Source organism: Shewanella putrefaciens (assembly GCF_016406325.1).
Lineage (GTDB): Bacteria > Pseudomonadota > Gammaproteobacteria > Enterobacterales > Shewanellaceae > Shewanella > Shewanella putrefaciens.
On the sequence record NZ_CP066370.1, the window covers coordinates 532426 to 558255 of the forward strand.

At 46.7% G+C, this 25830-nt stretch carries 20 protein-coding genes; 13 read left to right on the forward strand and 7 right to left on the reverse strand.

What is annotated here, in order from left to right; genetic code table 11:
- Position 1 precedes the first annotated feature (1 nt).
- Complete coding sequence (locus JEZ96_RS02470; RefSeq protein ID WP_198779846.1) at positions 2–2395, forward strand: bifunctional aspartate kinase/homoserine dehydrogenase II; 2394 nt, start codon at positions 2–4, stop codon at positions 2393–2395.
- A 236-nt stretch (positions 2396–2631) separates the two neighbouring features.
- On the forward strand, positions 2632–3519 hold the full coding sequence (metF, locus tag JEZ96_RS02475; RefSeq protein ID WP_011790795.1) for a methylenetetrahydrofolate reductase: 888 nt from the start codon (positions 2632–2634) through the stop codon (positions 3517–3519).
- Positions 3520–3581: 62 nt separating this feature from the next.
- On the opposite strand, the gene JEZ96_RS02480 is transcribed toward metF, so the two are convergent.
- Complete coding sequence (locus JEZ96_RS02480; RefSeq protein WP_061783467.1) at positions 3582–5483, reverse strand: methyl-accepting chemotaxis protein; 1902 nt, start codon at positions 5481–5483, stop codon at positions 3582–3584.
- Positions 5484–5706: 223 nt separating this feature from the next.
- On the opposite strand from JEZ96_RS02480, the gene slyA reads away from it, so the two are divergent.
- From slyA to JEZ96_RS02505, 5 genes are all read left to right on the forward strand, one after another.
- Positions 5707–6180, forward strand: a complete 474-nt coding sequence (slyA, locus tag JEZ96_RS02485; RefSeq protein WP_025008382.1) for a transcriptional regulator SlyA — start codon at positions 5707–5709, stop codon at positions 6178–6180.
- Between the two features lie 8 nt (positions 6181–6188).
- A complete protein-coding gene (locus JEZ96_RS02490) occupies positions 6189–7247 on the forward strand; it encodes an HlyD family secretion protein (RefSeq protein ID WP_025008381.1) in 1059 nt (352 codons plus the stop codon).
- A gap of 167 nt (positions 7248–7414) precedes the next feature.
- Positions 7415–8443, forward strand: a complete 1029-nt coding sequence (locus JEZ96_RS02495) for a DUF2955 domain-containing protein (protein ID WP_011918619.1) — start codon at positions 7415–7417, stop codon at positions 8441–8443.
- 142 nt (positions 8444–8585) lie between these two features.
- Entirely contained in the window at positions 8586–9212 is a 627-nt protein-coding gene (locus JEZ96_RS02500; RefSeq protein WP_061783465.1) for a c-type cytochrome, read from the forward strand.
- A gap of 10 nt (positions 9213–9222) precedes the next feature.
- Positions 9223–10290 carry a c-type cytochrome gene (locus JEZ96_RS02505; protein WP_128090185.1) on the forward strand — a complete coding sequence of 356 codons (1068 nt, stop codon included), beginning with the start codon at positions 9223–9225 and terminating at the stop codon, positions 10288–10290.
- A 528-nt stretch (positions 10291–10818) separates the two neighbouring features.
- On the opposite strand, the gene JEZ96_RS02510 is transcribed toward JEZ96_RS02505, so the two are convergent.
- On the reverse strand, positions 10819–11745 hold the full coding sequence (locus JEZ96_RS02510; RefSeq protein ID WP_025008380.1) for an HNH endonuclease: 927 nt from the start codon (positions 11743–11745) through the stop codon (positions 10819–10821).
- A 649-nt stretch (positions 11746–12394) separates the two neighbouring features.
- Between JEZ96_RS02510 and JEZ96_RS02515 the strand changes: the two genes are divergently transcribed.
- Positions 12395–12724 carry a cysteine-rich CWC family protein gene (locus tag JEZ96_RS02515; RefSeq protein WP_025008379.1) on the forward strand — a complete coding sequence of 110 codons (330 nt, stop codon included), beginning with the start codon at positions 12395–12397 and terminating at the stop codon, positions 12722–12724.
- 39 nt (positions 12725–12763) lie between these two features.
- Here the strand turns inward: JEZ96_RS02515 and JEZ96_RS02520 are convergent, their stop codons facing one another.
- Entirely contained in the window at positions 12764–13876 is a 1113-nt protein-coding gene (locus JEZ96_RS02520; protein ID WP_025008378.1) for an energy transducer TonB, read from the reverse strand.
- A gap of 179 nt (positions 13877–14055) precedes the next feature.
- The gene (locus JEZ96_RS02525) at positions 14056–14862 is read right to left on the reverse strand and encodes a hydratase (RefSeq protein ID WP_025008377.1); all 807 of its coding nucleotides are present in this window, start codon (positions 14860–14862) and stop codon (positions 14056–14058) included.
- A 316-nt stretch (positions 14863–15178) separates the two neighbouring features.
- Here JEZ96_RS02525 and JEZ96_RS02530 point away from each other — a divergent pair, with 316 nt between their 5' ends.
- Together JEZ96_RS02530 and JEZ96_RS02535 are read left to right on the forward strand one after the other, a co-directional pair.
- Complete coding sequence (locus JEZ96_RS02530) at positions 15179–16153, forward strand: DMT family transporter (RefSeq protein ID WP_014609812.1); 975 nt, start codon at positions 15179–15181, stop codon at positions 16151–16153.
- 29 nt (positions 16154–16182) lie between these two features.
- A complete protein-coding gene (locus JEZ96_RS02535) occupies positions 16183–16797 on the forward strand; it encodes an HAD family hydrolase (RefSeq protein ID WP_014609813.1) in 615 nt (204 codons plus the stop codon).
- On the opposite strand, the gene JEZ96_RS02540 is transcribed toward JEZ96_RS02535, so the two are convergent.
- The 3 genes from JEZ96_RS02540 to uvrA form a co-directional block, all read right to left on the reverse strand.
- Positions 16794–17165, reverse strand: coding sequence for a DUF6677 family protein (locus tag JEZ96_RS02540; protein WP_011790781.1), 372 nt, complete (start codon positions 17163–17165; stop codon positions 16794–16796). The two genes, JEZ96_RS02535 and JEZ96_RS02540, sit on opposite strands and share 4 nt — an antisense overlap.
- Before the next feature lie 138 nt (positions 17166–17303).
- Positions 17304–19226, reverse strand: a complete 1923-nt coding sequence (locus JEZ96_RS02545) for a DEAD/DEAH box helicase (protein ID WP_011790780.1) — start codon at positions 19224–19226, stop codon at positions 17304–17306.
- Positions 19227–19530: 304 nt separating this feature from the next.
- Complete coding sequence (uvrA, locus tag JEZ96_RS02550; protein WP_061783034.1) at positions 19531–22407, reverse strand: excinuclease ABC subunit UvrA; 2877 nt, start codon at positions 22405–22407, stop codon at positions 19531–19533.
- A gap of 399 nt (positions 22408–22806) precedes the next feature.
- Here uvrA and JEZ96_RS02555 point away from each other — a divergent pair, with 399 nt between their 5' ends.
- The 3 genes from JEZ96_RS02555 (at position 22807) to JEZ96_RS02565 (ending at position 25689) form a co-directional block, all read left to right on the forward strand.
- Positions 22807–24174, forward strand: a complete 1368-nt coding sequence (locus tag JEZ96_RS02555) for an MFS transporter (protein ID WP_061783035.1) — start codon at positions 22807–22809, stop codon at positions 24172–24174.
- Positions 24175–24281: 107 nt separating this feature from the next.
- A complete protein-coding gene (gene ssb, locus JEZ96_RS02560) occupies positions 24282–24992 on the forward strand; it encodes a single-stranded DNA-binding protein (RefSeq protein WP_128090184.1) in 711 nt (236 codons plus the stop codon).
- A gap of 118 nt (positions 24993–25110) precedes the next feature.
- Positions 25111–25689 (forward strand): anthranilate synthase component II, encoded by a 579-nt coding sequence (locus tag JEZ96_RS02565; RefSeq protein ID WP_011790776.1) that lies wholly within the window; start codon positions 25111–25113, stop codon positions 25687–25689.
- Positions 25690–25830: the final 141 nt, after the last annotated feature.

Genomic DNA, 25830 nt, shown 5'->3' on the forward strand with positions numbered 1-25830 from the left:
GATGGCACGTTGTCACTTACATAAATTTGGTGGCTCCAGTTTAGCGGATGCCGATTGTTATCGCCGAGTCGCCCATATCCTGTTAACCCACGGTCATAGTGATGATCTCGTAGTGGTCTCTGCGGCGGGTAAAAGCACGAATTTCCTGTATAAATTATTAGCGCTGCGTGATGCGGGTCAGCTATGGCAAGAAGAGTTACAAGTGCTGATCAGTTACCAACAGGGGTTGATTGAGCAGTTGTTGTCGCATGAACAGGCCCGCGATCTGCGTGAGCGTTTGGCGACTGATAAAGCGCAACTTATCAGCTTATTATCCTTAGACGTTCGCAACGATTACCAAATCAACTATGTGGTGAGCTTTGGTGAACGTTGGTCGGCACGCTTAATGGCGGCGCTACTGCGCGAATCTGGCGTGGCGGCAAGCCATGTAGATGCCTGTTCAATTTTAGTGGCCGATGAAGCCGCTGTGCCACAAATTCGGGTACAGGAATCCCGCGCTAAAGTACAAGCCCTATTAGCCGCGCATCCCAATGAACGCTTAGTGATCACAGGTTTTATCTGCGCTAACGAGCGTGGCGATACCTTGTTACTTGGTCGTAATGGCTCAGATTTTAGTGCCAGCCTGATTGCTAGCCTTGCCGACATTGAGCGCGTGACCATTTGGACCGATGTGGAAGGGGTGTTCAACGCCGATCCTAATAAAATCAACGATGCCAAGTTACTAAAAAGTATGTCACTTGCCGAAGCCGATCGCCTAGCGCGTTTAGGGTCGCCAGTATTGCATTCGCGCACTTTGCAGCCGTTATTCAATACCGAAGTGAGCTTAGCGGTGCGTTCAAGTTATGCGTCGCACACCGACTTTACCTTAATCGCGCCCCACAGTTCGTCGGCGAGCGCGCCTGTGGTGACTAATCTCAATGCTGTGGTCCTGTTCGGCTTTAAACTCACGGGTGAATTAACCCGTTTATTAGATTTATTGATTGCCGCGGGTTTAACGCCATTGGCCCATTGGACATCTGCCCATCAAAGGGTTGAACTTGCCTATACCGCTGAGAATCAAAAACAAGTTCAAAGATTACTCGATGCTGAGGCAGAAGCATTAGGGATCAGCGATCAGCAGATCAACACAGATTATGGTTTAGTCGCATTAGTGAGTGCCGACGCCGAACATTATCGCCGCAGCTTCGCGCGTTTACTGAGCCGTGATGCTAAACCTTTGTTCAGTGGCGATTTAAGCCTAGTGACGCTAGTGCCACAGTCACAGGTGAATCTGTTAACCCAAAAAGTCCACCGCCGCTGCGCTGGCCCGCGTAAACGCATTGGCGTCTTACTGCTCGGTGTGGGCAATATTGGTGAGGCTTGGGTCAATCTCTTTAAGTCGGTTTCGCCATCACTGGACCATGAACTTGAGGCTAAGGTTGAGTTAGTGGGATTAGTTAGCTCCAGTAAGGCGTTGATCAAATCCGCTGGCATTAACTTAGCCAATTGGCAGACCGAATTCGAGGCAGATGCTACGCCTTGGCAATATGAGCATTTATTTGAGCAGTTAGAGCAAGTTAACTGCGATGAGCTGGTGGCCTTAGATATCAGTGCCAGCGCCAGTTTGACGCTGCAATATCCAGAACTGTTCGAGCGCGGTATCCATGTGGTGAGCGCGAACAAACTCGCTGGCTCGGGTCCACTACCTTTCTACCGTGAGTTAAAGCAGCAACTAGGTAATCGTCGCTTATTTTGGCGCTACAATGCTAGTTGCGGCGCCGGCTTGCCTATCCAGCATGCGCTAAATGATCTGCGTAATAGCGGTGATAGTGTTGAAGCGGTAGGCGGGATTTTCTCTGGCACCTTGTGTTGGTTGTTTGAGAAATACGATACCAGCAAGCCATTTTCAGAATTAGTGATTGAAGCCAGAGGCTTAGGTATTACTGAACCCGATCCCCGCGACGATCTCTCCGGCCGTGATATGCAGCGTAAGTTGCTTATTTTAGCTCGTGAAATTGGCCTTGAAATAGAGCTTGAAGATATTGAGCTGCGTTCATTAGTGCCCGCACATTTAGCGGATATTCCCTTAGAGCAGTTTCTTGCTCGCATTGCCGAGTTAGATGCCGATTTGCTGCAACAATATGGTGCGGCGGCTGAGCAGAATAAGGTGCTCAGATACGTGGCATCCTTAGACAATAGCGGTGCTGCTCTGAAAGCAGAGGTGGGCTTGCAGTGGATTGATACCGATCATCCCTATGCCAATTTAACCCCGGGGGATAACGTGTTTGTGATCCGCAGCGCCTTCTATCAAGGTAATCCGCTGATCATCCGTGGGCCGGGCGCAGGCCGCGAAGTGACTGCGGCAGCAGTGCAGTCGGACTTGACCCAGATTTGTCGCGATCTATTGCAGGAATAGATTTAAATTCAAAAGCTTAAAGGACTCATTCGAGTCCTTTTTTATTGACTAAAATTAAGCTGGTCTACAAGCGATAAGAAAATGCAACAAATGGAGATTTTTTGGCTTGACTTGCATCTCAGTTTCTCTAGTATATGGACATGTAGACGTCCAAACGTCCATTTGATTTGAACCACTGAACTATAGAGTCGTGCCATGGGCGGTTAGTCGTGCCAAGGGCGGTTGAGGAAATACACATGGCTTTTCATCACGCACAACATTCACATTCGCTAAACCAGAGCTTGTCTGAGCTTAATGGCGATATTAATGTTTCTTTTGAGTTTTTTCCGCCATCGACCCCCGAAATGGAACAGATCCTGTGGAATTCTATCCGTCGTTTAGAGCCACTGAATCCTAAGTTTGTGTCTGTGACTTATGGTGCTAACTCAGGTGTGCGTGACCGTACCCACGGTGTGATTGAACGAATCCAACAGGAAACTGACCTTGTTGCCGCGCCGCACTTAACCTTAGTGGACGCCAGCGATGAAGAGTTATTAGAACTGGCTAAGCATTACTGGAAATCGGGCATTCGTGACATAGTGGCCCTACGGGGTGATTTACCCGCAGGTAGCCCAAAGCCAACCCGTTTTGCGGCCGATTTAGTGCGTTTGCTGCGCTCTGTGGCTGACTTTGATATTTCCGTTGCGGCCTATCCAGAAGTGCACCCCGATGCGAGCAATGCACAGGCGGATTTGATCAACCTTAAGCGTAAGATTGATGCGGGTGCCAGCCGTGCCATTACCCAGTTTTTCTTCGATGTGGAATCTTACCTGCGTTTTCGTGATCGCTGCGTTGCCGCCGGTATCGATGTTGAAATCGTGCCTGGCATCTTACCTGTGACTAACTTTACCCAGCTAAAACGTTTCGCGGGCATGACCAATGTGTCGTTACCTAATTGGTTACATAAGCAATTTGATGGCCTAGAAAACGATGCGGGTACACGCCAATTGGTGGGGGCAAACGTGGCAATCGATATGGTAAAAGTATTGTCCCGCGAAGGCGTGAAGGATTTCCATTTCTACACCTTAAATCGCGCCGAATTGACCTACGCGATTTGCCACACTTTAGGCGTGCGTCCTAAATAACATCTTATAAAATAAGCTAATAAAAACGCCGCAGAGAATGCGGCGTTTTGTTTTTCTGTGCTTTAAATTTTGAATTGGGCCAATAACGTTGTTAAACGGGCTGCGAGTTGGGCAAGTTCATCGCCAGCGCGTGCAGTTTGTACCGCACTATCTGTGGCATTGGTCGCAATATCATTGATGTTATTGACATTTTTATTAATTTCTGCCGAAACTGCGCATTGCTCATTTGCGGCGCTGGCAATTTGAATGTTCATTTGGCTAATAGTGGATACTGCTTGGGTAATGGCTTCGAGTGCTTCACCCGCTTGGTGGACTTGGGATACGCAGCTTTGGGTGGTACGGGTGCTGGTTTCCATCGCATTAACCGTGGATTTTGCTTTATGTTGAAGCGCTTCGATCATCTGCTGAATTTCTGTGGTAGATGCTTGGGTGCGGCTAGCAAGGGTGCGCACTTCATCGGCAACCACCGCAAATCCTCGACCTTGTTCACCCGCCCTTGCGGCCTCAATTGCCGCATTGAGTGCGAGTAAGTTAGTCTGGTCGGCAATATTACGGATAACCACAAGCACAGAATCAATTTCAGCGGTATTACGCTCTAATTCATTGATTGCGCTCGCTGCTGTGGCTATCTCCTCGGCTAGAATCGCTATCGTTGATACCACTTTTTGTACGACCAATTTGCCTTGTTCGGTTGAGTCATTGGCGTGATTGGCGGCATCGGCCGCATCGGTGGCGTTATGGGCAACTTCTTGTACCGTTGCGGCCATTTCATTCATTGCGGTAGCAACTTGCTCGGTTTCGAGGTGTTGGCGATTCGCCATTTGCTGGGTTTCTCGCGTAATGCTCGACATTTCCTCTGCGGAGGTGGCGAGCAGGCTGGTAGAGTTGGCAACTTGGGAAACTGTGCTGTGAATTTTTTCAACAAAGCGGTTGAATGCCATGGATAATTCTGCGATCTCATCCTTACCATTTACCGCGATTCGGCGGGTTAAGTCACCTTCACCTTCGGCGATATCATTCATGGCTTGGGTGGTTTCTGCGATAGGACGCGTAATGCCCTTGGCAATAAACCAAGCAATGGCGGTTCCAATGAATAGCGCTGCTAAACCGATAAGGATCAGCTTAAGACGAATATCTGCCATCGTCTGCTCTGAATGGGTTCTATCCATCGCGATATCGAGTACCCCAAATACATTCCCTGAATAATCTTTTATGGCGTGTCGATACAGGGCGTAGGTTGTGTTATTTAAGGTGAGAGTGCGGATCACTTCATGGCCTTGCATAACCGTATTTAGCTCATTTATTGCTTGGGTATCAGGCGTGAAGGTGGCACCAAATAACTTATATTTTGGACCATCAGGTAATATGAGGGCGATTTCCGCTTGATAGGCTTGTTTAAAATTATCAAAAAAAGGTTGACCAAAGGACATGCCAAATTCCACCGAACCTGTGTGTTGTCCGTTGTAACTCATTGGTACTAAGCCGCGAATACCCAATCCTTCCACTCCATATTCCAAGCCATAGAGGGGGCGTTTTTGGCTATTTGTCTCAACGATGGTTTTACGTATGCTGGTGAGATCATCGCCAAATTTTTCAGGGCGATGTAAACGCAGGAAAGATGTGGCGGGTGGTGTGTGAAATTGGAATTGCTGAACGGCAAAATCACGCTTGAGTTGGGTAAAGATAGGCAAGGTGCGTGTGGTGAGTTCATCACGATCACCCATTGCAAAGGTGCTTTGCACTTCAGGTGTGAGCGAGATAATGGTAGCCATTGCTTCGGCTAATTTGCCCGAAGAGGCGATTTCGGCCACTGCGGTTTCATAGAGCTTATGGAGTTCTCTTTGTTCGGATTCAGCAACTTGGCGACTGAATTCGGAGAGCACGAGCGGCATGATAAAGCTCATAGCTGTTAACAGTAATAGACAGATCCCGATAACGATCCTCGTACTAATTTTTAGATTTATCAAAGCAGCCTCCAGTTCATGTGCGCATCCATCTAAATTATCTGTTTAATATTATAGAGATACAACATGACAATATTTGAGAGGGGACGAACCTTTTTAGGTTATTTTTCCTTCTTTACGTTGGTTTCGTGGTCTTGAACACAGATCTTTTTTATTCTCAATTATTTACTTAGCCTGCTAACTAAGTATAATGCTTAGCAGGCTAAGTAAACTGGTAAGCATGATGCAAACAGAATTAGAGCGTTTAAAGGAATTATCCCTCGCGGAACATTTAGGCCGTCTACATCGGTTGTGGCGCACTGTCGCCGATGTTGAATTGGCACCTTTAGGATTAACTCATCCACGCTGGACTGCCCTATGGAAACTGCTGCGTTTAGGCGACAACCTGAGTCAAAAAGTATTGGCCGATGCGCTAGAGATTGAATTGGCTTCGCTTATGCGCACTTTAGGACAATTAGAGGAGCAGGGCTTAGTCGAGCGTCATTGCTGTGACAAAGATAAGCGGGCAAGGATTGTGAGTTTGACGCCTGCGGGATTAGAGGTTTTAAAGCAAATGGAAGCGCGGATTATTCAAGTTCGCCGTGAGTTACTCGATGGGATCAGTGCCAGCGAGCTCAGCGAATTTGAACGCATTATTAGCCTGATCAGTGACAACGCCAGCGCCAAATTAGCCAAGGTAACAGACACCATTTTGTGAGAAAAAAGATGACACCAGATCAACAATTTGCCCGTTTAGTAAAATTTGCCATGTTTGGCTTTGTGATGATTTTTGGCTATTTCATGCTTGCCGATACAGTGATGCCATTGACACCTCAAGCCATGGCTACCCGTGTGGTGACTAAAGTGACACCACAGATCAGCGGTAAAATTCAGACGATAGCGGTGACGAACAATCAAGCCGTCACTAAAGGTGATTTATTGTTTCAAGTCGATCCCGCGCCCTATGAGCTCGCAGTATCACAAGCTAAATTGGCACTAGAACAAGTTCGCCAAGACAATGCCGAATTAGATGCTTCACTTATCGCAGCTAAAGCGGATGTGAATGCGAGTAAAGCAACTGCATTACAAAAACGCAGCGAAGCTAAACGTCTGGATGCCCTATATGCCACCCACGGCGTATCGCAGCAACAGCGCGATCAGGCCGATAGTGATGCTGACGCCGCGGAAGCTAATTTACTCGCCGCCAATGCGCGCTTAGATAAACTTAAAGTGAGCCGTGGTGCTTATGGTGAGGCAAATCTTAAAGTTCGCCAAGCACTTAATAGCCTTGAACAGGCAGAACTGAATCTATCTTACACGCAGATTCGAGCCGATCAGGATGGTGTCGTCACTAACTTGCAACTTGAGGTCGGCAGTTTTGCCACTGTTGGTCAGCCACTGTTGGCCTTGGTCTCGGATAAAGTGGATATTATTGCCGATTTTCGCGAGAAAAGTCTGCGTGGGGTTAATGCCTCTTCAACTGCTTTGATTGCGTTTGATGGCGAACCCGGTCGTTTATATCGCGCTCAAGTCAGCAGCGTCGATGCGGGCGTGAGTGCAGGGCAATTCGATGCCAATGGGCGTTTAGCCGCGCCGCAGGAGTCTGACCGCTGGGTGCGTGATGCTCAAAGGCTCAGATTGCACTTAATTTTGGATGGCGATGGAATGAAAGACCTACCCTCAGGTGCGCGCGCTACGGTGCAGTTACTTCCGGATAATAGCCTGTTTGGTTTACTCGCTAAAGTGCAAATTAAAGTGATAAGCCTGTTGCACTATATTTACTAGCCATTTACTAGCCTATCTACTCGCGCTTCTCGCTGTTGAGGTCTCAGTGACTCGTGGTTGATTTGTATTTACCGCGAGTCGTAAAAGAGTTCACAACATAAGCATGAACGCAGCATAAGTCAGCTAAACATCCTCATTTAATGTATCGATAGAACAAGGCGACGAGCATGTTACTACGCCATAGCCCATTGACGGCCAACGATTTACGCCAGTGTTTACGGATTGCGACTGGCGCGACCTTAGGTTTTACCCTGTGTAAAATTTTTGGTTGGAGCAACGGGGTATTTTTCACTGTGACACCTATGCTACTCCTCGGATTAGTGCCCGTAATGAATGGTCATGCGATGCGCCAATTATTGGCCTCATCTGCCATAGCTGGGTTAGAGGTTGGGTTGCTCGGTGGTTTCTTTGGTAGCCATCCCGGCATGATGACTCCTATCGTGTTTTTGCTGTTTTTATACCGCTTTGCAGCCATGTCCCGCGGCAGTTTGTTTCTCTTTGGTGCTAACGGTGTGTTGAGTCTCAGTATCATGCTGCACTTTGCTAGTTATCCCGGCGTTGATTTAAACGATTTAATTTTCAGTAACTTTTGGGCAACAGCCCTTTCAGTTGTTATCGCCTACGCTATGACGGCACTCTGGCCCGATGTTGAACCAAGAGCGGCTTACAAGCCTGGGCCTAAGGCGCCGCATCGAATGCGCCACGAAGCCTTGCTTGGTGCGACCATAGCGACGGCATCGTTTCTGGTGTTCCAAATATTTGATCTGCGGGATTCGATGTCGGCTCAAGCGACTACTCTTTTACTATTGTTTCCCATGCATTGGAATGGCGCACTCGACTATGCCCGTAAGCGCGCCATCGGTACTTTGTTGGGGGTGTCGTTTGGGATACTCGTGCAGTTACTGCTTTATGATTGGTCTGGGTTATTGGTGTTAGTTGTTCCTTTATTGTGGATTGGACTGATGATTTTTAGCCAAGCTCATGTGCGCGAGGCGAGTGGCTCTGGAGTCGGTTTTGGGGCTATGACCACCTTAGGGATTTTGTTTGGCCAGTATCTGACCCCAGGTAACGATTTAATCTTCAGTGCCTTATACCGAGTGAGCAGTATTTTAATCGCTATCGTTGGCACGCTACTTTTATGTTACCTGATACATAAGTTATTGAATCGTTTCGAATCGACGCGATTTGGTTATTGATTGTAATTAGATATATTAGATTTTTTTTATGCTTGTCGTTTTTAGGTTTGCGGAGTAAGGTAACAAGCATTATGTGTGAGCAAACCCACATAAATAACCTTATCCCTATGCTTTAGAGCTTACCTCTCTTTCAGGATAGAAAATGAATATTAGAACATTCGTCATAGGTCTAACCCTATGCAGCGGTTATGCAGCCGCCTCTGATGCGCCTTCTGGCAAACAATCGATGGACATTATCCCACCTGCAGCGCAACTCTGTGTGTCTTGCCATGGGGCAGAGGGTGAGGGTATTGAACCACTCGGCCCTCGATTAGCGGGATTATCTAAAGAATATATCTCGATACAGTTGCAGCATTTCCAAACGGGCGTTCGCCAAAATGCGACCATGATGCCTATGGCAATGACGCTCCAAGGTGACGGTATTGAGCAAGTGTCGAGCTATTTTTCGGCAAAGCCAACCACTGACGTCAAGCCCGTTATCCGTGGTGAACAAGTTGTTTTTAATGACGACACCGCTCGTTTAGCCTATCAAGGTGATTGGTCCCGTGGTTTACCCGCCTGCGTGACCTGCCATGGTCCTTCTGCATTAGGTGGCGGCTTATTTCCTCGCTTAGCAGGTCAACAGGCGAGTTATATCAAAACGCAATTATTGGCGTGGCAGTCGGGAACACGTAAAGGTGATGTCGATGGCATGATGGGGAGCGTCGCGAATAAGCTCACCGTCGCCGAGATTGATGCGTTAGCCAACTACTTTGCGAATTTAAAATAAGGAGCCGGCCATGAAATATTCCGCAATGTTATTATTGGCCGCGATGGGGTCGTTAACCGTTCAGGCGCAAGCTGAAACTGAGCCAGTACAAGAACGGCCAGATAAGCAAGCTCCGCTGCCTTCTTTCCCTAAGGTAGCGGATCAAACCTATCTTACCCCTAGACCTTTGAGTGCGATTCCCGAAGGCGCCTTTGGTGACAAAGTGCGTTTAGGTTATCAACTGTTTGTGAATACCCAACAGCTGCGTGATAAGTATGTAGGTAATGAGCTTAACTGCACCAATTGCCATATGGACGCAGGCCGTAAAGCCAATGCATCACCCCTCTGGGGCGCGTATTTTGCTTATCCGGCGTATCGTAAAAAAGATGATAAAGTCAGTAGCTTTGAAGAACGCATTCAAGGCTGTTTTAACTATTCGATGAATGGTAAAGCCCCAGCGTCGGGTAGCCCTGAGTTAGTGGCGCTTTCTGCCTACGCCTATTGGTTAGGCATGGGCGGCTTGATGGATGAGGCTAATATCAGTGGTCCTGTTCCTGAGATCAGTGATGCTGAGTTAGTCAAAGGTGCTAAGCGGGATGACTTCCCATTACCAGAGGCATTAGCTAAGACGATGACAGTTGAACAGCGTGCTAACTTGCCGGGCCGAGCTTATCCTGAGATCCCAAAACCCGAACAAGCCTATTCACCTGAACGAGGTAAAGCCGTGTATGTCGCCCATTGCCAAGCGTGCCATGGCGCCGATGGGCAAGGTCAAGCCATTGCGGGCGTGTATACACTGCCGCCGCTGTGGGGACCTCAAAGTTATAACTGGGGAGCGGGAATGCGCAGGGTCAATACTGCCGCATTTTTCATTTATGAAAATATGCCCTTTGGTAAGAGTATGCAGTTGACGAACCAACAAGCTTGGGATGTTGCCGCTTACATCAACTCCCACGAGCGTCCGCAGGACCCACGTAACAAGGGTGATGTGAAGCAAGCGCAGGAGAAATACCATAATGACAGCGACTACTATGGTGTCACAGTCGATGGCAAAGTGTTAGGCGCTGAGGCCTATCCTATTTTTCCTAAGAAGTCGTAGTTGAGCCGCTGAGATTAAGTGCTCGTGTGATGTTATAAAGCGAGTGAATAAGTTAGACAGAAAAGCCAGCAAGTATTTAGCTTTGCTGGCTTTTTTATTGGTCAAATATGTGTTGGTCAATTCTACTGAGCGCTCTGTGATTTCAGGGTATTAATACTTAATGGTTTAGCCCGCTAGTATCGGCTTGTCATGGTATTCGCTCACCGACACGCAGCCAGTCCATCCGTGGATGCTCGACCGCCCCGTCCATGGGGCGGACGGTCGTCTCGCAAATCACCATGACTCACCTTTCGAGCATTAGTGTTATCTGTTGATCTAAAGTACACAGAGAATTTAGCCATGGGTGGCTTATTAAACTATCTTGAGTGTGCAAAACATATCGGGGGAGTCGAACCCTCTCTACGTTTTCTAAGGAGCTGATTCTACACTGGTTTATTGTTTTCGTTTATCGGAGTTGTTACACCTATATGTGACAACAATATCTTTTGGATAGTCAAATTTAGGTATAGTTAAAAACAAGAATCGCTTCTAGTTTAAAGGCCATCCATCATCAATATTAGTAAGATTACTTTTAATAATTTGTCTAAACTCTGCAACGCTCATGGCAGGTCTAATTCTATGAATCATTCTGTGGCAATTTGAACAAAGCATACATACATCATTGATTGTACTAGTAAGATCCTCATCTCTCTCTGACAGTGGATTTAAGTGATGGCACTCAATATAATTTTTTCCGATATCACCGTAGACTTTCTCAAAGTCAAAACCACATGCCTGACAAACATAGCCTAAATGCTCTTTTGCTTCCTTAACTAACTTAGCATTTCTCCTGAAATAATTGACCTCCTTGGTATGACGTTCACCTTCCTCGTATTCATAGCTTTGTGTATTTTCTTGGACTTTTAAGTCAAGTACATTAGTTACGCTTATAGTCTTGTTCAAAAGCCGATTAACATATCCCTCTACACCACCAAAGTGTGTAAGCCTATCTTCACGGACTCTATAAACATTGCCGCTTGGCCTAAACTTCGGCATATACTTAACATCTTCTTTGAACTGAAACCACGTTAAGTCAATATTTTGAGTTTTAAAGAAAAATACATATGGGAAATGATTACTACCCCACAAAAACTTAGATAATACTGGCATATGTACGCGCCAAAAACCTTTGATATGACACAATGCAGGCATGTCTCCCAACCCGCCTGTAGTTTTGATAAGTAACATGACATCGTTAGTGTTTAAATGTTTGATAATGCTTTTAGCACCGTCAGGTACACCCCAAACATTACAAAAGCCCGTAGGAAATTCAGCAGAAAGAGTTTGACTAATTTCATCCTTAAGCTCAGCAGGAGAATGCTCTACTATGTCATCAATTGAAATGTCACCGAAAACAGTCTTGGGAAAATCTTCATTTGCGCCCTTCAGCCCTACATCATGAAAAAACAACTGCATTTCTTACTCCCTAGAACTACTTTTAATCTTATATTTTGCCTGAAAAGCTAGTATGTAAAATCAATTAGTTAATTTCAAATGTATATTTCTCAAACATTTCCACATTTCTTATATACCTCCAAAATGAAATCACCATGTATGCATCTGTGAACACACTTGCTATAGCACAGGAATGCGGTTCACTGAGCCAAATGAATACATCAAAATATCATTTAAGTTAGATAACTTGATGAATACAACCAATTGAACTTTATTGAAACATCCATTGTTAAATTTAGCGACAGGTATACTCGGGAATTAACGAGATTAAGTACTTGCATGGAAGTGACCGTTGGCGGCAAGGATGCCGCCGTCGAGCCCTCAGGGATGAGTTTATGGCGTGTCACTGGAATACAAGTACTTAATCTTTTAGCAAATCAGAAAGGATACTTTATTGTATCTGACCGATAGGGGCATAGAGAATATCACTATAATGCCTAGGACATTATTAACACTTTTTTTTAAATCATAAGCAGGCGTGTCACTGGGAAAACAATGGCAATTAATGCTGCATAACTCAGCAGCTTTGGTGGGAAACAACTAAGCCTGAGTTGCAAAAATCTATTATGATCTACGTGCTATAACAACTTATCTTGCAATAAGGATTACCGTGTCTCAGCCATCGGAACAACCTAAGTTCGAAACTGCGAAAATTTGCCCTTTGTGCCAAGGCGCGAATCAATGTGCTGTGATTTTAGGTAAGGGCATTAAGGACTGTTGGTGCGCTCTGCAAACATTTCCACCTTTGGCCGCCTTGCAAGCGCAAGCATCAGGTTCGCTGCAAGGGGCATTAAGCCCTATTTTACCGCCTAGCGATGCGTGTATTTGCCAAGCTTGTTTAAGCCAACTCAAGCTGGGTTTAAGTCAGGACCAGCTTAAAGCGCAGGATGAAAAAAGCCCATCGAGTGTGAGGGATGGGCTAGGTTATGAGGCGAAGTAACGGCTATTTCTTGATTACAGGCTATTCATAGGTAGTGGGTTACTTATCTATGGTGTAATCCAGTTGCACGCTAGTTTGTGCTTCAACCGCTTTACCATTTTCAAACTTTGGTGCGTAACGCCATTTATCTAGGGCTTTAATGCTCTCTTTTTCAAATAAAATGCCACCATTAGAGGCTAAAATTTCAGGATTTTTCACGAAACCATGTTCATCTACGGTAAATTTAAGCTGAACCCAGCCACTTTTCCGTTGTTGGGCATAGGATAATGGATATTTAGGGTTAATACGGAAAATAGGTTGTTGTTCCTGTGCGTCGGCCCATGGGCGCATTTTGCCGATAGCAATACAGTGAGCGGTGGACTCCTCACGCTTTCCTCGGCGCTCATAGAGTTCGACTAAATAAGCGTGGGCACTTAAGGCATAGGGATGGCTAAAGTTAAGGGCTTCAAACTGCTTAACGACTTCTAAAAGCAATGGAATCGCTTTGTCATCATGCTTTTCTGCATACTCAACGGCACCCACCACATAGGTTGCCTTGACTCTATCTAATGCATTTTCGGGAAGAATTTCTTTATAAATATCATAGGCATCGAAGGCATAGTTTCTTATGCTTTTGGTGTATAGCTCAGTATTGGATAAGCGATTGAAGGCAGCCATTTTTACATCGGCTATGAGTTTTTTATTATCCGATTTTTCTGCGATATCAATTGCTGCTTGCAGGTAATCTTTTGCAACCTTAGCTTTGCTCTCGGTTGTAGCAGATCCTAGCAAGGGATCGATAAGCTCCAGTGCCTCTTTGCCGTAATGGACTTTATAGTTTGCTAATGCGATTTGATATAGCTCATTCGCCTTGGCAGTTTGTGCTAGGTTTTTTTCTGTAAATGGGTAGGGTGCAACTTGCTTTTCTATTGCGCTGGCCCAGTTTATGGCGAGATTCGCTAAGTCGATACTGTCCTTGGCATATTGAGCTTCGCCGAGTTGATAAGCGGTTTTAGCACTCGCTTCAATATTCGCGGCATCGCCCTTTTCAACGGCGGCTTGATAGTCACTATAGGCTTTGGCAAAGCTATTTTCTGAGGCATGCACGCTAAGAGAAGTGCCTAAAGTGAGGGCAAGAAGACAGGCAATTGGCAGCATTTTTCCGTGTGACATTCTATATATCCTTATTATTAATGAAGTTGGATGATACATAGATGTGGATTATGGGACAAGTCAGTTTGGTTTTTGTTAATTTGCGGTAGAGGTGCTGAGCACTTAGATTGAAAATAGGCGAGCCCAGTTGTCACTGGGTCGCTTACTTTATTTGTTGTTATGACTAAATGACTACCGGATTATTTGGCAATAAAAGTCACGGCGAACTGCCCAAGCGCGCCGTATTCAAATTTGCAGACCTGTGCCAATGGCAGATCGAGCACGCCAGCGTAGGAGCCTGTGATCACATATTGCCCTTGCGTTAAGCCAATGCCTTGGGCGGATAAAAAGTTAACTAACCAGTAGAGTCCCGCCTTAGGGAAACCGTTAGGATGAATGGCGGATTTTTGCAGAGTGTCGCCATCCTGAATATCAACGCGGAGTTCAAAACGGCTCGTCTCTAAACCTTCTTGCGGATTAAGTACTGGCCCTAACCACAGCCCTTGATTGACTAAGCCATCGGCGAGGGCATCAAAATGCGTCGCTTCACTGGGTGTGTGGTAGCGGCTTTTGATCAATTCCAAGGCTAAGCGTGTGTGGCCTAAGGCCGCATCGATTTCAGCCTCAGTGTAAGGCGTGGCTCTTGGCGGTAAATCGCGAGCAATCTCGAAGGCGAGTTCGGGTTCGACTCGGGCAAGCCCTTTAGTTGATGGATAGAGTGAGCAAGTGGTCGATTGTTGATACACATCAGCTTGATAAATAGGCGCTACGACGGTTTTTTCCGCCGAGGGTAAGAGGCATTTCCACGCTGCGATAGGATTGTTATCGCTTGCCTTATATATTTCTGCCACGGTTTGTTGAATAGCGAAGGCCTGTTCGAAGCTGGTTGGCCTTAGTTCTGGGATCAGTAAATCGCCGCTCGTGCCTGCGGCGCGGCGCTCGGCTAATTCTTTGGCTGCAGTATTAATATGCGTTTTAACTTGTTCGAGTGTGGCGGTAGATAACATTAACTTTCCTATTTAAAGCGTTAGCTTAAAAAGAAGTGGCCTAGAGAGTGTGGCAGAAGCCATTTTTATGGGCCAAATATACTCGGTTATTGGCAACGCGGGAAATGCCAATGTTGGCTTTCGGGGTAAATCTGCTGTCGTTGATTCAAACGTAGGGCCAATATTTCAGCCATCGTAAGATGCTGATACTTGCCTCACATAAGTGTCAGCTAAAGTATCCAATCTAACGCGAATGTTTCCATGATGATCCGCTAGATATTGTGTTAGCTCAGTGCCAGAATGGCTGTCCATTTTGCGGTTTCTACTGGACTCCTTCGTGAATCTTAGCCATAACGCCCCTCAGGCAAATAATCATGCTCAACTCGGGCTCCTATTCATCTCAGTTGCGGTTTTATTTTGGGGTATTTTACCCATAGCATTGAAACTGTCGGGTGCGTTTATCGATCCCATTACTTTGACTTGGTTTCGTTTTTTAGTCGCATGGCTAGTGAGCTTAGTTATCCAGTGGAGTGCGGGCAGTTTAAAACAATTTGCGGGACTGACGGGAACGGCCTGGTTAAGGTTGGTGCTTGCTGGCATCTTTTTGATGCTTAACTACGTTTCATTTGTGTATTCCCTCGATTTTCTTGCACCGGGTGCCGCCCAGCTTAACTTCCAAACCTCACCCTTTTTCCTCGCCTTTGGTGGTGTGTTGTTTTTTAAGGAACGGCTTAATGCGGTGCAGCTCAGCTGTTTTGCGACTTTAGCATTAGGTATGTTGATGTTTTTCCATCCGTATTTAGATTTTTCTGCATCGGATAATCATCAGGTTTGGCTTGGGGTGATGATTATTCAGTTCTCTGCCTTATCGTGGACGACCTATGCGTTATTACAAAAATCCTTATTGAACCGTTTATCGCCCGCGAACGTACTATTAGTGCTCTATGGTTTAGGCATTGTGGTTATGGCACCCTTTAGTGACTTTAGTCAGTTCGCCAACATGGACAGTTTCGATTGGCAGGTTGCCCTGTTTTGCGCTGCCAATACACTGATCGCTTATGGTTGTTTTGGTCAGTCGATAAAATATTGGCCGACGGCACAGGTGAGCGCCATGTTGGCCCTAACACCCGTATTTAGCTTTAGTGCCACGGCGTTAGTGGTGAGCCTTGGCTGGTGGCCAGAAGTATTCCGTGCTGATGAATTAGATGGTCTATCTCTGCTGGGGATTGGCGTGATTATTGTGTCTGTGATGGTGGTGCAATTGCTGCCTATGTACCGTAATCGTCAGGCGAAGCGTTTACAGGCTGCCTAACGCATACATTTTATTTATGGGAAAGGCCAGTGATCACTAGACTCAGCGAATTAAAACTTCAGGATATCCGTGGCGTCATCTTCGATCTCGACGGTACGCTTGCGCATTCTAATCCCGATTTTGCTGGGCTGCGGCGTGAATTGGGGATTCATTCTGGCACGGATATCTTGGCCCATGTTGAGAGTCTCAGTACTGGTGAAGCACGGGCTAAGGCGTTAGACATTGTCCATGAGTACGAAAGGCAAAGTTCACTCAATGCTCGTTGGATTGATGGCGCGAGGGAGCTTATCGAATGCCTACGGGCCAAGTCACTGCCCTTGGCTATTTTGACTCGCAATATGCCAGAAGCGGCGCAAATTACTATCGAAAAACTGGGTATTGATATCCCTTTAGTGCTGACCCGTTACGATGCAGAGCCTAAGCCGCATCCCGAAGGTATTCACCTTATTTGCCAGCAGTGGCAACTCGCGCCCGCTGATATTTTATATATAGGCGATTATCTGTTTGATCTGCAAACTGCGCGTAATGCAGGTAGCCGCTGCGCCCTCTATTGTCCTGAAACCATTCCCGATTATGCCAAGGGCGCCGATATGCTCGTTACTTGCTACCATAGCTTTATTGAAGCATGGACAGTTGGCGACTAGGCATTGTTTTGGGCCGTGACTGCATCTTGCTTATCTTGTTTCAGTCCCAAGCGCACACTATCTAGTAAGGCAATTAGCCAGCAGAGGATAAAGCCATACATTAACTTGTCTGCACCATCCCGAATAGTTGCGGTGGTTTGTTTGGTCACTTCGGCCGCAATCACGCCTATATCCAACGGCAAAACGCCAGTTTGAATATCCAGCGAGATAAGCTGTGCGACTTGCATGACTTGTTGCAGCATCAGGCCGAGACTCAGTATTGCCAGTACAAAAAACACTAGGCCAGTGCGTTTATGCTTAAGATAGAAATGGCCGCTGCCGGGGGCGACGAAGGCGGATAATAGTCCAGCGGTAAGGGCTTTTTTCATGGGAGTCGATTACTTATGCCATTAAACTCTTTGGATATTAGACACTAAGCTTTATCTTTGCTAAAGGCAAACTAAGACAAAATCAAGCCAACAAAAAAGGAGCCTAGGCTCCTTTTTTAGTCTCTAGCTTAAGCTAGATTAGTCTTCACGTGGTTTACGTGGCTTACGCTCACCGGCAGGTTTGTCTGCACGTGGTTTGCGATCAGCAAATGGTTTGTCACCCGTAGACGCAGCGCGAGGCTTACGATCACCCGCTGGGCGGTCACCCGTTGGACGATCGCCACGTGGTTTACGGTCACCAGCAGGACGGTCTGAACGAGCACTGCGGCCTGAATCAACAAATACTTGATCGCCAGCTTCGCGGATGTTCAATGGCTTGCCACAAACACGTACTTTACGTAGGTGCTGTAACACGTCTTTTGGCATGCCGTCTGGCAGGTCAACGGTAGTCACTGCATCGTAAAGTTGGATTGCGCCAATGTAACGGCTGTCAATGTTGGCTTCGTTCGCGATAGCGCCAACGATGTTACCCACACCCACACCATTCTCACGACCTACGTCGATAACGTAACGACACATTTTTAAATCTGGGTTGTCTTTCAACGCTTCAGCTGAGCCTAAGCTGGCTGGCATTGGACGCGGTTCGCGACTTCTGCGTTCACCACGCTCACCACCACGGTCATTACGATCACTTCCGCGGTCGCTACGTTCACTGCGCTCATTACGTTCATCACGAACACGTTCTTGAATGGCTGGCAATTGCAAAGGACGTTCTTGTTGAACTTGCTGTAACAAGGCTGCGGCTAGCAGATCGGTATCGACTTCTAACTGTTGGCATAATTGAGCAACAGCTTCTTTCATGAAATCTAAATCGCCGTTGATGGTTTCAGCCAATTGCTCACCTAAGCGAGACAGACGACGTTCTGCAACTGTCTCTGGACTTGGGATTTTCATTGGTGAAATACGACTGTTAGTTGAACGCTCGATAGTGCGCAGCATGCGCATTTCACGGCTTGTCACAAACAGGATTGCCATACCAGTACGGCCAGCACGGCCTGTACGGCCAATACGGTGCACATAAGCTTCGGCATCATACGGAATATCGTAGTTCACAACGTGACCAATACGCTCAACGTCAAGACCACGGGCCGCAACGTCAGTCGCGATCAGAATGTCTAACTTGCCACGTTTCAGTTGGTCAACTGCACGCTCACGGGCTTGCTGGTTCATGTCACCGTGTAGTGGTGATGAAGCATAACCGCGGGCTTCTAACTTTTCAGCTAACTCAACACATGAGTTACGAGTACGCACGAATATGATCACACCTTCAGTGTTTTCAACTTCTAATACACGTACTAAAGCTTCAAGTTTGTTGTGTTGTGACACTTGCACAAAACGCTGTTCGATTGATTCAACCGTTGTTTGGCTTGATTCGATACGAACATGCACAGGGCTGCGTAAATGTTGGTTAGCAACACGCTTAATTTGCTCTGGCATAGTGGCAGAGAATAACGCCAATTGGCGCTCGCTTGGCGTGTGCTCAAGGATCCATTCGATATCGTCGATGAAGCCCATTTTTAACATTTCATCGGCTTCATCAAGCACGAGTGCTTTTAATGAATCAAGTTTCAAGGTACCGCGACGCATATGGTCCATAACACGACCTGGCGTACCCACGATAACCTGTGGACCACGTTTCAGGGCATTCAACTGTTGTTGCATGCTTTGACCGCCGTAAATTGGCAGAACGTGGAAATTCTTCATAAATTTGGCATAGCTACTAAATGCTTCAGCAACCTGAACCGCTAATTCACGCGTTGGCGCTAATACTAAAATTTGCGGTGTAGTTTGGCTGGTGACTTTGTTAAGTAGCGGCAGCGCGAAGGCGCCAGTTTTACCTGTACCTGTTTGCGCTTGACCTAAAATATCTTTGCCAGCCATAAGTGGATCAATACTGGCTGATTGGATTGGCGTGGGTTTTTCATAACCTAGCTCGTCAAGAGCACGCAACAAATTCTCGGACAGGCCGAGTTCACGGAAAGTTCTTTCATCGGATGACATTGGGTTGTAGCCTTGTGGATGCGCGCGCGAAATGGCGCTAATAGTTTCACAGACAGAAAATCAACCCCGTGTCGATTTCCCGCGAACGACGGATTATAGCAGCATAGCAGCCACTTTACCAATCAGAGTCACACTATTTAACCTGTTTTCTGCATTTTTTTCGCTAAAACTGAGCAAGAAACGCGCCACTTCCCATTAATTCTTTAAATATTCAACATTTAATTGAAGTAATTCAAATGCAGACTCAGTTAAAGAAGCGCAGTCCTTAAACGACTGCGCTTCTAAATATAATCGCGGTTGGTTTTTACGCCTTGGCTTTTTTAGCCTTTGCCAGTTCAACATCCCGTTTTAACAGTGGCTTTAAGAAGCGTGCCGTATGGGAGGTTGGATGTTCGGCGACGTCTTCTGGCGTGCCTGTGGCTAAGATCATGCCGCCACCACCGCCGCCTTCTGGCCCTAAGTCGATAATCCAGTCTGCGGTTTTGATTACATCCAGATTATGCTCAATCACCACTATGGTATTGCCGTGGGATTTAAGGCGATGCAGTACATCGAGCAGTAGTTGGATATCGGCAAAGTGTAAGCCTGTGGTCGGTTCGTCCAAGATATACAAGGTTTTACCTGTGTCACGTTTGGACAGCTCCTTGGCGAGTTTCACCCTTTGGGCTTCACCGCCCGAAAGCGTGGTCGCGCTCTGGCCGAGGCGCACATAGGACAAACCCACATCCATCAAGGTTTGCAGTTTACGGGCAATGGCAGGTACGGCATCGAAGAACTGACGCGCATCTTCCACTGTCATCTGCAGTACTTCGTGAATATTCTTGCCTTTATAGCGTACTTCTAAGGTTTCGCGGTTATAGCGCTTACCTTTACAGGAATCGCAGGGCACATACACATCGGGTAGGAAGTGCATTTCGACCTTGATCAAGCCGTCGCCTTGGCAAGCCTCACAGCGTCCACCTTTGACGTTAAAGGAGAAACGGCCGACTTGATAACCTCGAGTACGTGACTCTTGGGTGCCGGCAAAAATCTCGCGGATCGGGGTGAAGATGCCCGTATAAGTGGCAGGATTCGAGCGCGGCGTGCGGCCAATCGGGCTTTGGTCGATATCGACCACTTTGTCGCACAGTTCCATCCCTTCGATGCGATCATAGGGTGACGGCTCATCCACAGTCGCTCCGTTGAGCATCCTATGGGCGATTTTGAAGAAGGTATCGTTGATTAAGGTCGACTTACCTGATCCTGACACACCTGTCACACAAGTGAATAATCCCACAGGAATGGTTAAATCGACATTGCGCAGGTTGTTACCGCGAGCGCCAAATAATTGGATGACTTGGTTTTTGTCAAACGGAATGCGCGGCGTATCGATATGAATGCTGCGCTTACCGGAAATATATTGACCAGTGACAGATGCTTCACAGGCGATGATCTTCTCAATCGGACCGTCGCAAATAACTTCGCCGCCGTGCACTCCTGCGCCTGGACCGATATCGATCACATGATCCGCCATACGGATCGCATCTTCGTCATGCTCAACCACAATCACAGTGTTACCCAAATCCCGCAGATGGATCAGGGTTTGCAACAGGCGTTCGTTATCCCTTTGATGCAGACCAATTGAGGGTTCGTCGAGCACATACATCACGCCGACGAGCCCTGCACCGATTTGGCTGGCGAGTCGAATACGCTGGGCTTCACCGCCGGAAAGGGTTTCAGCCGAACGTGACAGGCTCAAATAATTGAGACCTACGTTGACAAGAAAGCCTAAGCGATCGCGAATTTCCTTCAAAATTTTCTCAGCGATCTGCGCCTTCTGACCGCTAAATTCGACTTTCTCGAAGTAGTCCAAGGCTTCACCAATTGACCAAGTGGTGAGTTTGGGTAGGTTGAGATCGCCAATAAACACATGACGGGCCTCTTCGCGTAGACGTGAGCCACCACAGCTTTGACAGGCTTGGGTATTGATAAACTTGGCTAATTCATCACGTACTGAGTTACTTTCGGTTTCGCGATAGCGCCTGTCCATATTGTTTAGAATGCCTTCGAAGGGGTGATTACGCACCACTACATCGCCACGGTCATTAATGTATTTAAAGGCAATGCTTTCTTTGCCTGAACCATAGAGTACGATTTTGCGGACTTTTTCACTCAGTTGTTCGAAGGGGGCTTCAACATCGAACTTATAATGCTCGGCAAGTGAACTGAGCATTTGGAAATAATAGAAGTTGCGTCTATCCCAGCCTCGAATCGCACCGCCCGCCAGTGAAAGCTCGGTATTAGTGATCACGCGCTCTGGGTCGAAAAATTGCTGCACGCCTAAACCGTCACAGGTTGGGCACGCCCCCGCAGGATTATTAAAGGAGAAAATCCGTGGCTCTAATTCTGCCATCGAATAACCGCAATGCGGGCAGGCAAAGTTAGCGGAAAAGATGAGCTCGTCACTCTTGGTCTTACCGTCACCTTCATTCATGCTGGCAACGATGGCAATGCCGCCGGAGAGTTCTAGTGCAGTTTCAAAGGACTCAGCTAAGCGTTGCTGGATATCGTCGCGTACTTTAAAACGGTCAACGACCACTTCAATGGTGTGTTTTACGTGTAAATCCAGTGTTGGTGGATCGGTTAAATCGCATACTTCACCGTCGATACGGGCACGGATATATCCCTGAGCGGCTAAGCCTTCCAGCAGTTTAACGTGTTCACCCTTACGGGCGTTGACCACAGGGGCTAATAGCATTAAGCGGCTATCTTGGGGCATTTCCAATACTTTATCGACCATCTGACTGACGGTTTGCGCTGCCAAAGGTTGATTATGCGTTGGACAGCGTGGCTCGCCTACACGAGCAAATAGTAGACGTAGGTAATCGTAAATCTCGGTAATGGTCCCCACCGTAGAGCGCGGGTTATGGGATGTCGATTTTTGCTCGATAGAGATGGCTGGGCTTAAACCTTCAATATGGTCTACATCGGGTTTTTCCATCAAACTTAAGAACTGACGAGCGTAGGCTGATAGGGACTCAACGTAACGTCGTTGGCCTTCGGCATATAAAGTATCAAATGCAAGGGAGGATTTGCCGGACCCAGATAAACCTGTGATGACAATCAGTTTATCCCTTGGGATAGTCAGGTTGATATTTTTGAGATTGTGGGTGCGGGCGCCGCGTATTTCAATCTTATCCATCTATCACTCAAGTCATATGCGTTTAAAAAAAATGAGCATAAGTATCGCACAGTTCTGCCGCTGAGTTTAGTTGATTCTGTGATCTAAACCTATTCCATACCTTGTCGCTTTTAAGCCTTTATAGAGGAGTGTTGTACTTCCTTTGGGATATAAGTCTATGAGGATTAACTAAGATTAATGCGATATGTTATATGGCCTTCATTATATTCGTGACCGCTTGGTTAGCATATTGTAATGGTAGTGTAATGGCGTTATTGACCTATGAAGGTGGAATGCTCGTTTTTCAAGGACAAATAGGGCGTGCAAACACTGTGGACTAGGCCACGATTTCCTTTTGAGCAAACCCTTTTGGGTGTGATAACATGCGCCCCCTAAAAGACTTCATATTAGGGCATAATCATGGGTAACAACGGGCTTTCAGGTACTGAGAAAAAAGTCGCGTTTTCTTTAGCCAGTGTATTTGGTTTACGCATGATGGGCTTATTTATGATCATGCCCGTCTTTGCGCTTTATGGTCAGCACCTCGAAGGTTTTTCGCCTCTGTGGGTGGGTATTGCTATCGGCGCCTATGGTCTGACTCAAGCCGTGCTGCAAATCCCTATGGGGATTTTATCTGACAAGTATGGTCGCAAGCCGATTATTCTTGGTGGCTTAGTGTTGTTTGCTGTCGGTAGTGTTATCGCAGCTAATGCAGATACAATTTATGGCGTTGTGTTTGGCCGAGCAGTGCAGGGGATGGGCGCGATTGCCGCTGCAGTGCTGGCGCTTGCCGCGGATTTAACCCGCGACGAGCAGCGCACTAAGGTGATGGCGATTATCGGCATGTGCATCGGGCTATCCTTTGCCCTGTCTTTGCTAATGGGGCCGATAGTCGCGCAGCATCTTGGGTTGACTGGATTATTTTGGTTAACGGCTGTATTGGCGATTGTGGGTATGCTGTTGATCCAATTTTTAGTGCCTAATCCCATCACTCAGGCACCCAAGGGAGATACTTTAGCGACGCCCGCTAAGCTCAAACGTATGTTCCTTGAGCCGCAATTATTTAGGCTTAACGCTGGGATTTTTATCCTGCATTTAGTGCTTACCGCTGTATTTGTGGCCTTACCGCTAGATCTGGTTGATGCGGGGCTGGTTAAAGAAAAACATTGGATGCTGTATTTTCCCGCTTTCGTGGGCGCATTTATTTTAATGGTGCCGTTAATCATCATTGGGGTTAAGCGTAAGAATACTAAAGCCATGTTCCAAATTGCGCTGGTGATCATGATATGTTCATTGGCTGGTATGGCAGTATTTGCCAGTAATCTATGGGCTTTGAGTGTGGCGGTATTATTATTTTTTACTGGTTTTAACTATCTCGAGGCATCATTACCGAGCTTAATTGCTAAATTCTGTCCCGTAGGGGAGAAAGGTTCTGCCATGGGGGTATATTCCACAAGCCAATTCTTAGGGGCATTTTGTGGTGGTATGCTCGGTGGCGGTGCTTTTCAGCTCGTGGGCGCCGTCGGGGTCTTTATTGTTGCTGTGATCTTAATGTCTATATGGTTATTCCTGACATTAGGTATGCAAAATCCTGTGCTGTTAAAGAGTTACACCTTAGAAGCCGAAGTAAAAGATAAGGCACAAGCGCGCGATATGGCAACCCAGTTATCGCAATTAATGGGTGTTGTTGAAGCCATAGTTGTACTGGACGAGAAGGTGGCTTACCTCAAGGTAGACGAGCATTTCGATTTAAGAGAAGCCCGAGCTGTGTTAGGCTCTGCTCAATAATATGTGTGATAGCCAAAGTATTTTGGGACCTAGATTTTCCCTTATGGCAACACTGATAAACAACATACTGAATTAATAGATTATTTAAAGAATCGCAGGAGATTTCAATGGCCAGTCGTGGTGTTAACAAGGTAATTTTGGTTGGCAATTTGGGACAAGATCCAGAAGTGCGTTATATGCCAAACGGTAATGCAGTCGCAAACATTACAGTAGCGACTAGCGAATCGTGGAAAGACCAACAGGGTCAACAGCAAGAGCGCACCGAATGGCACCGTGTGGTTCTGTTCGGCAAATTAGCTGAAATTACAGGTGAATATTTACGTAAAGGTTCACAGGTTTATCTTGAAGGTAAACTGCAAACTCGTAAGTGGAAAGACCAAAGCGGTCAAGATCGCTACAGCACTGAAGTGGTTATCGATCAAAGCGGTAGCATGCAAATGCTAGGTAGCCGTGGTCAAGGTGGTCAAGCACAAGGTGCGCCAATGGGCGGCGGTATGCCACAAAATGCAGGCTATCAGTCAGCGCCTCAGCAAGCCGCTCCTGCACAAAATCAGTATGCGCCAGCGCCTCAAGCTGCACCTGCTTACCAAGCCCCTGCGCAGCAACAATATGCTCCGCCAGCACCTGCTCAGCAGCAAGGTTATGGTCAGCCACAGGCTCAACAATCACAACAAGGTGGTTATGCGCCTAAGCCACAAGCCGCTCCTGCGCCAGCTTATCAAGCGCTTGCAGCACCGGCACAGCGTCCTGCGCCACAACCACAACAGAATTTTACGCCAGATTTGGATGATGGCTGGGATGACGATATTCCGTTCTAGAGCGGTACTGATTGAAGCGATAAGAATAAATTCTTTTAATCGCTAATATTAAAACTAACCCAGCTAATAGCTGGGTTATTCTTTAATTGCCTTTTAAAATTAACCTATTGGTATTTTAATGCTGTTAATGATCGATAATTACGACTCTTTTACCTTTAACTTAGTGCAGTATTTTCAGCAACTAGGGCAAAAGATTGTGGTAAAACGTAATGATGAAATTAGCTTAGATGAGATTGAAGCCCTTGCACCCTCTCATCTGGTGATCTCCCCTGGCCCATGCTCTCCAAATGAAGCGGGAATTTCCCTCGCGGCGATTAAGCATTTTTCGACACACTTACCTATTTTAGGTGTGTGTTTAGGCCATCAAGCTATGGCTCAGGTTTTTGGGGCGAATGTCGTTCGTGCCGAGCGAGTGATGCATGGCAAAGTAAGTGAAATTGAGCACAGTGGTGAGCGATTATTTACAGGGCTAAATCACCCTTTGACGGTGACAAGATATCATTCATTACTTGTGGACGCCGTGCCAGAGGGGTTTGTGCTCGACGCTTGGTTTGATGATCCTATCTATGGACGTGAGATTATGGCAATGAGTCATCAACATTTACCGCTTTATGGGGTGCAATTCCACCCGGAATCAATTTTAACTGAGCAAGGACTTGATCTTTTAGCAAACTTTTTATCTTTATCCCCAAGTTAAAGTCGTTTTTATTCACTCTTTTATCATTCTCTGTTACAAGATTTATCCCTCCTTTTGCGTCAATTTAGTCGCTAAATATGATATAAGTGCCGCAAAACTACGCTAAACAGACAAGATAGACAGATCATACTTTGGCTGTTG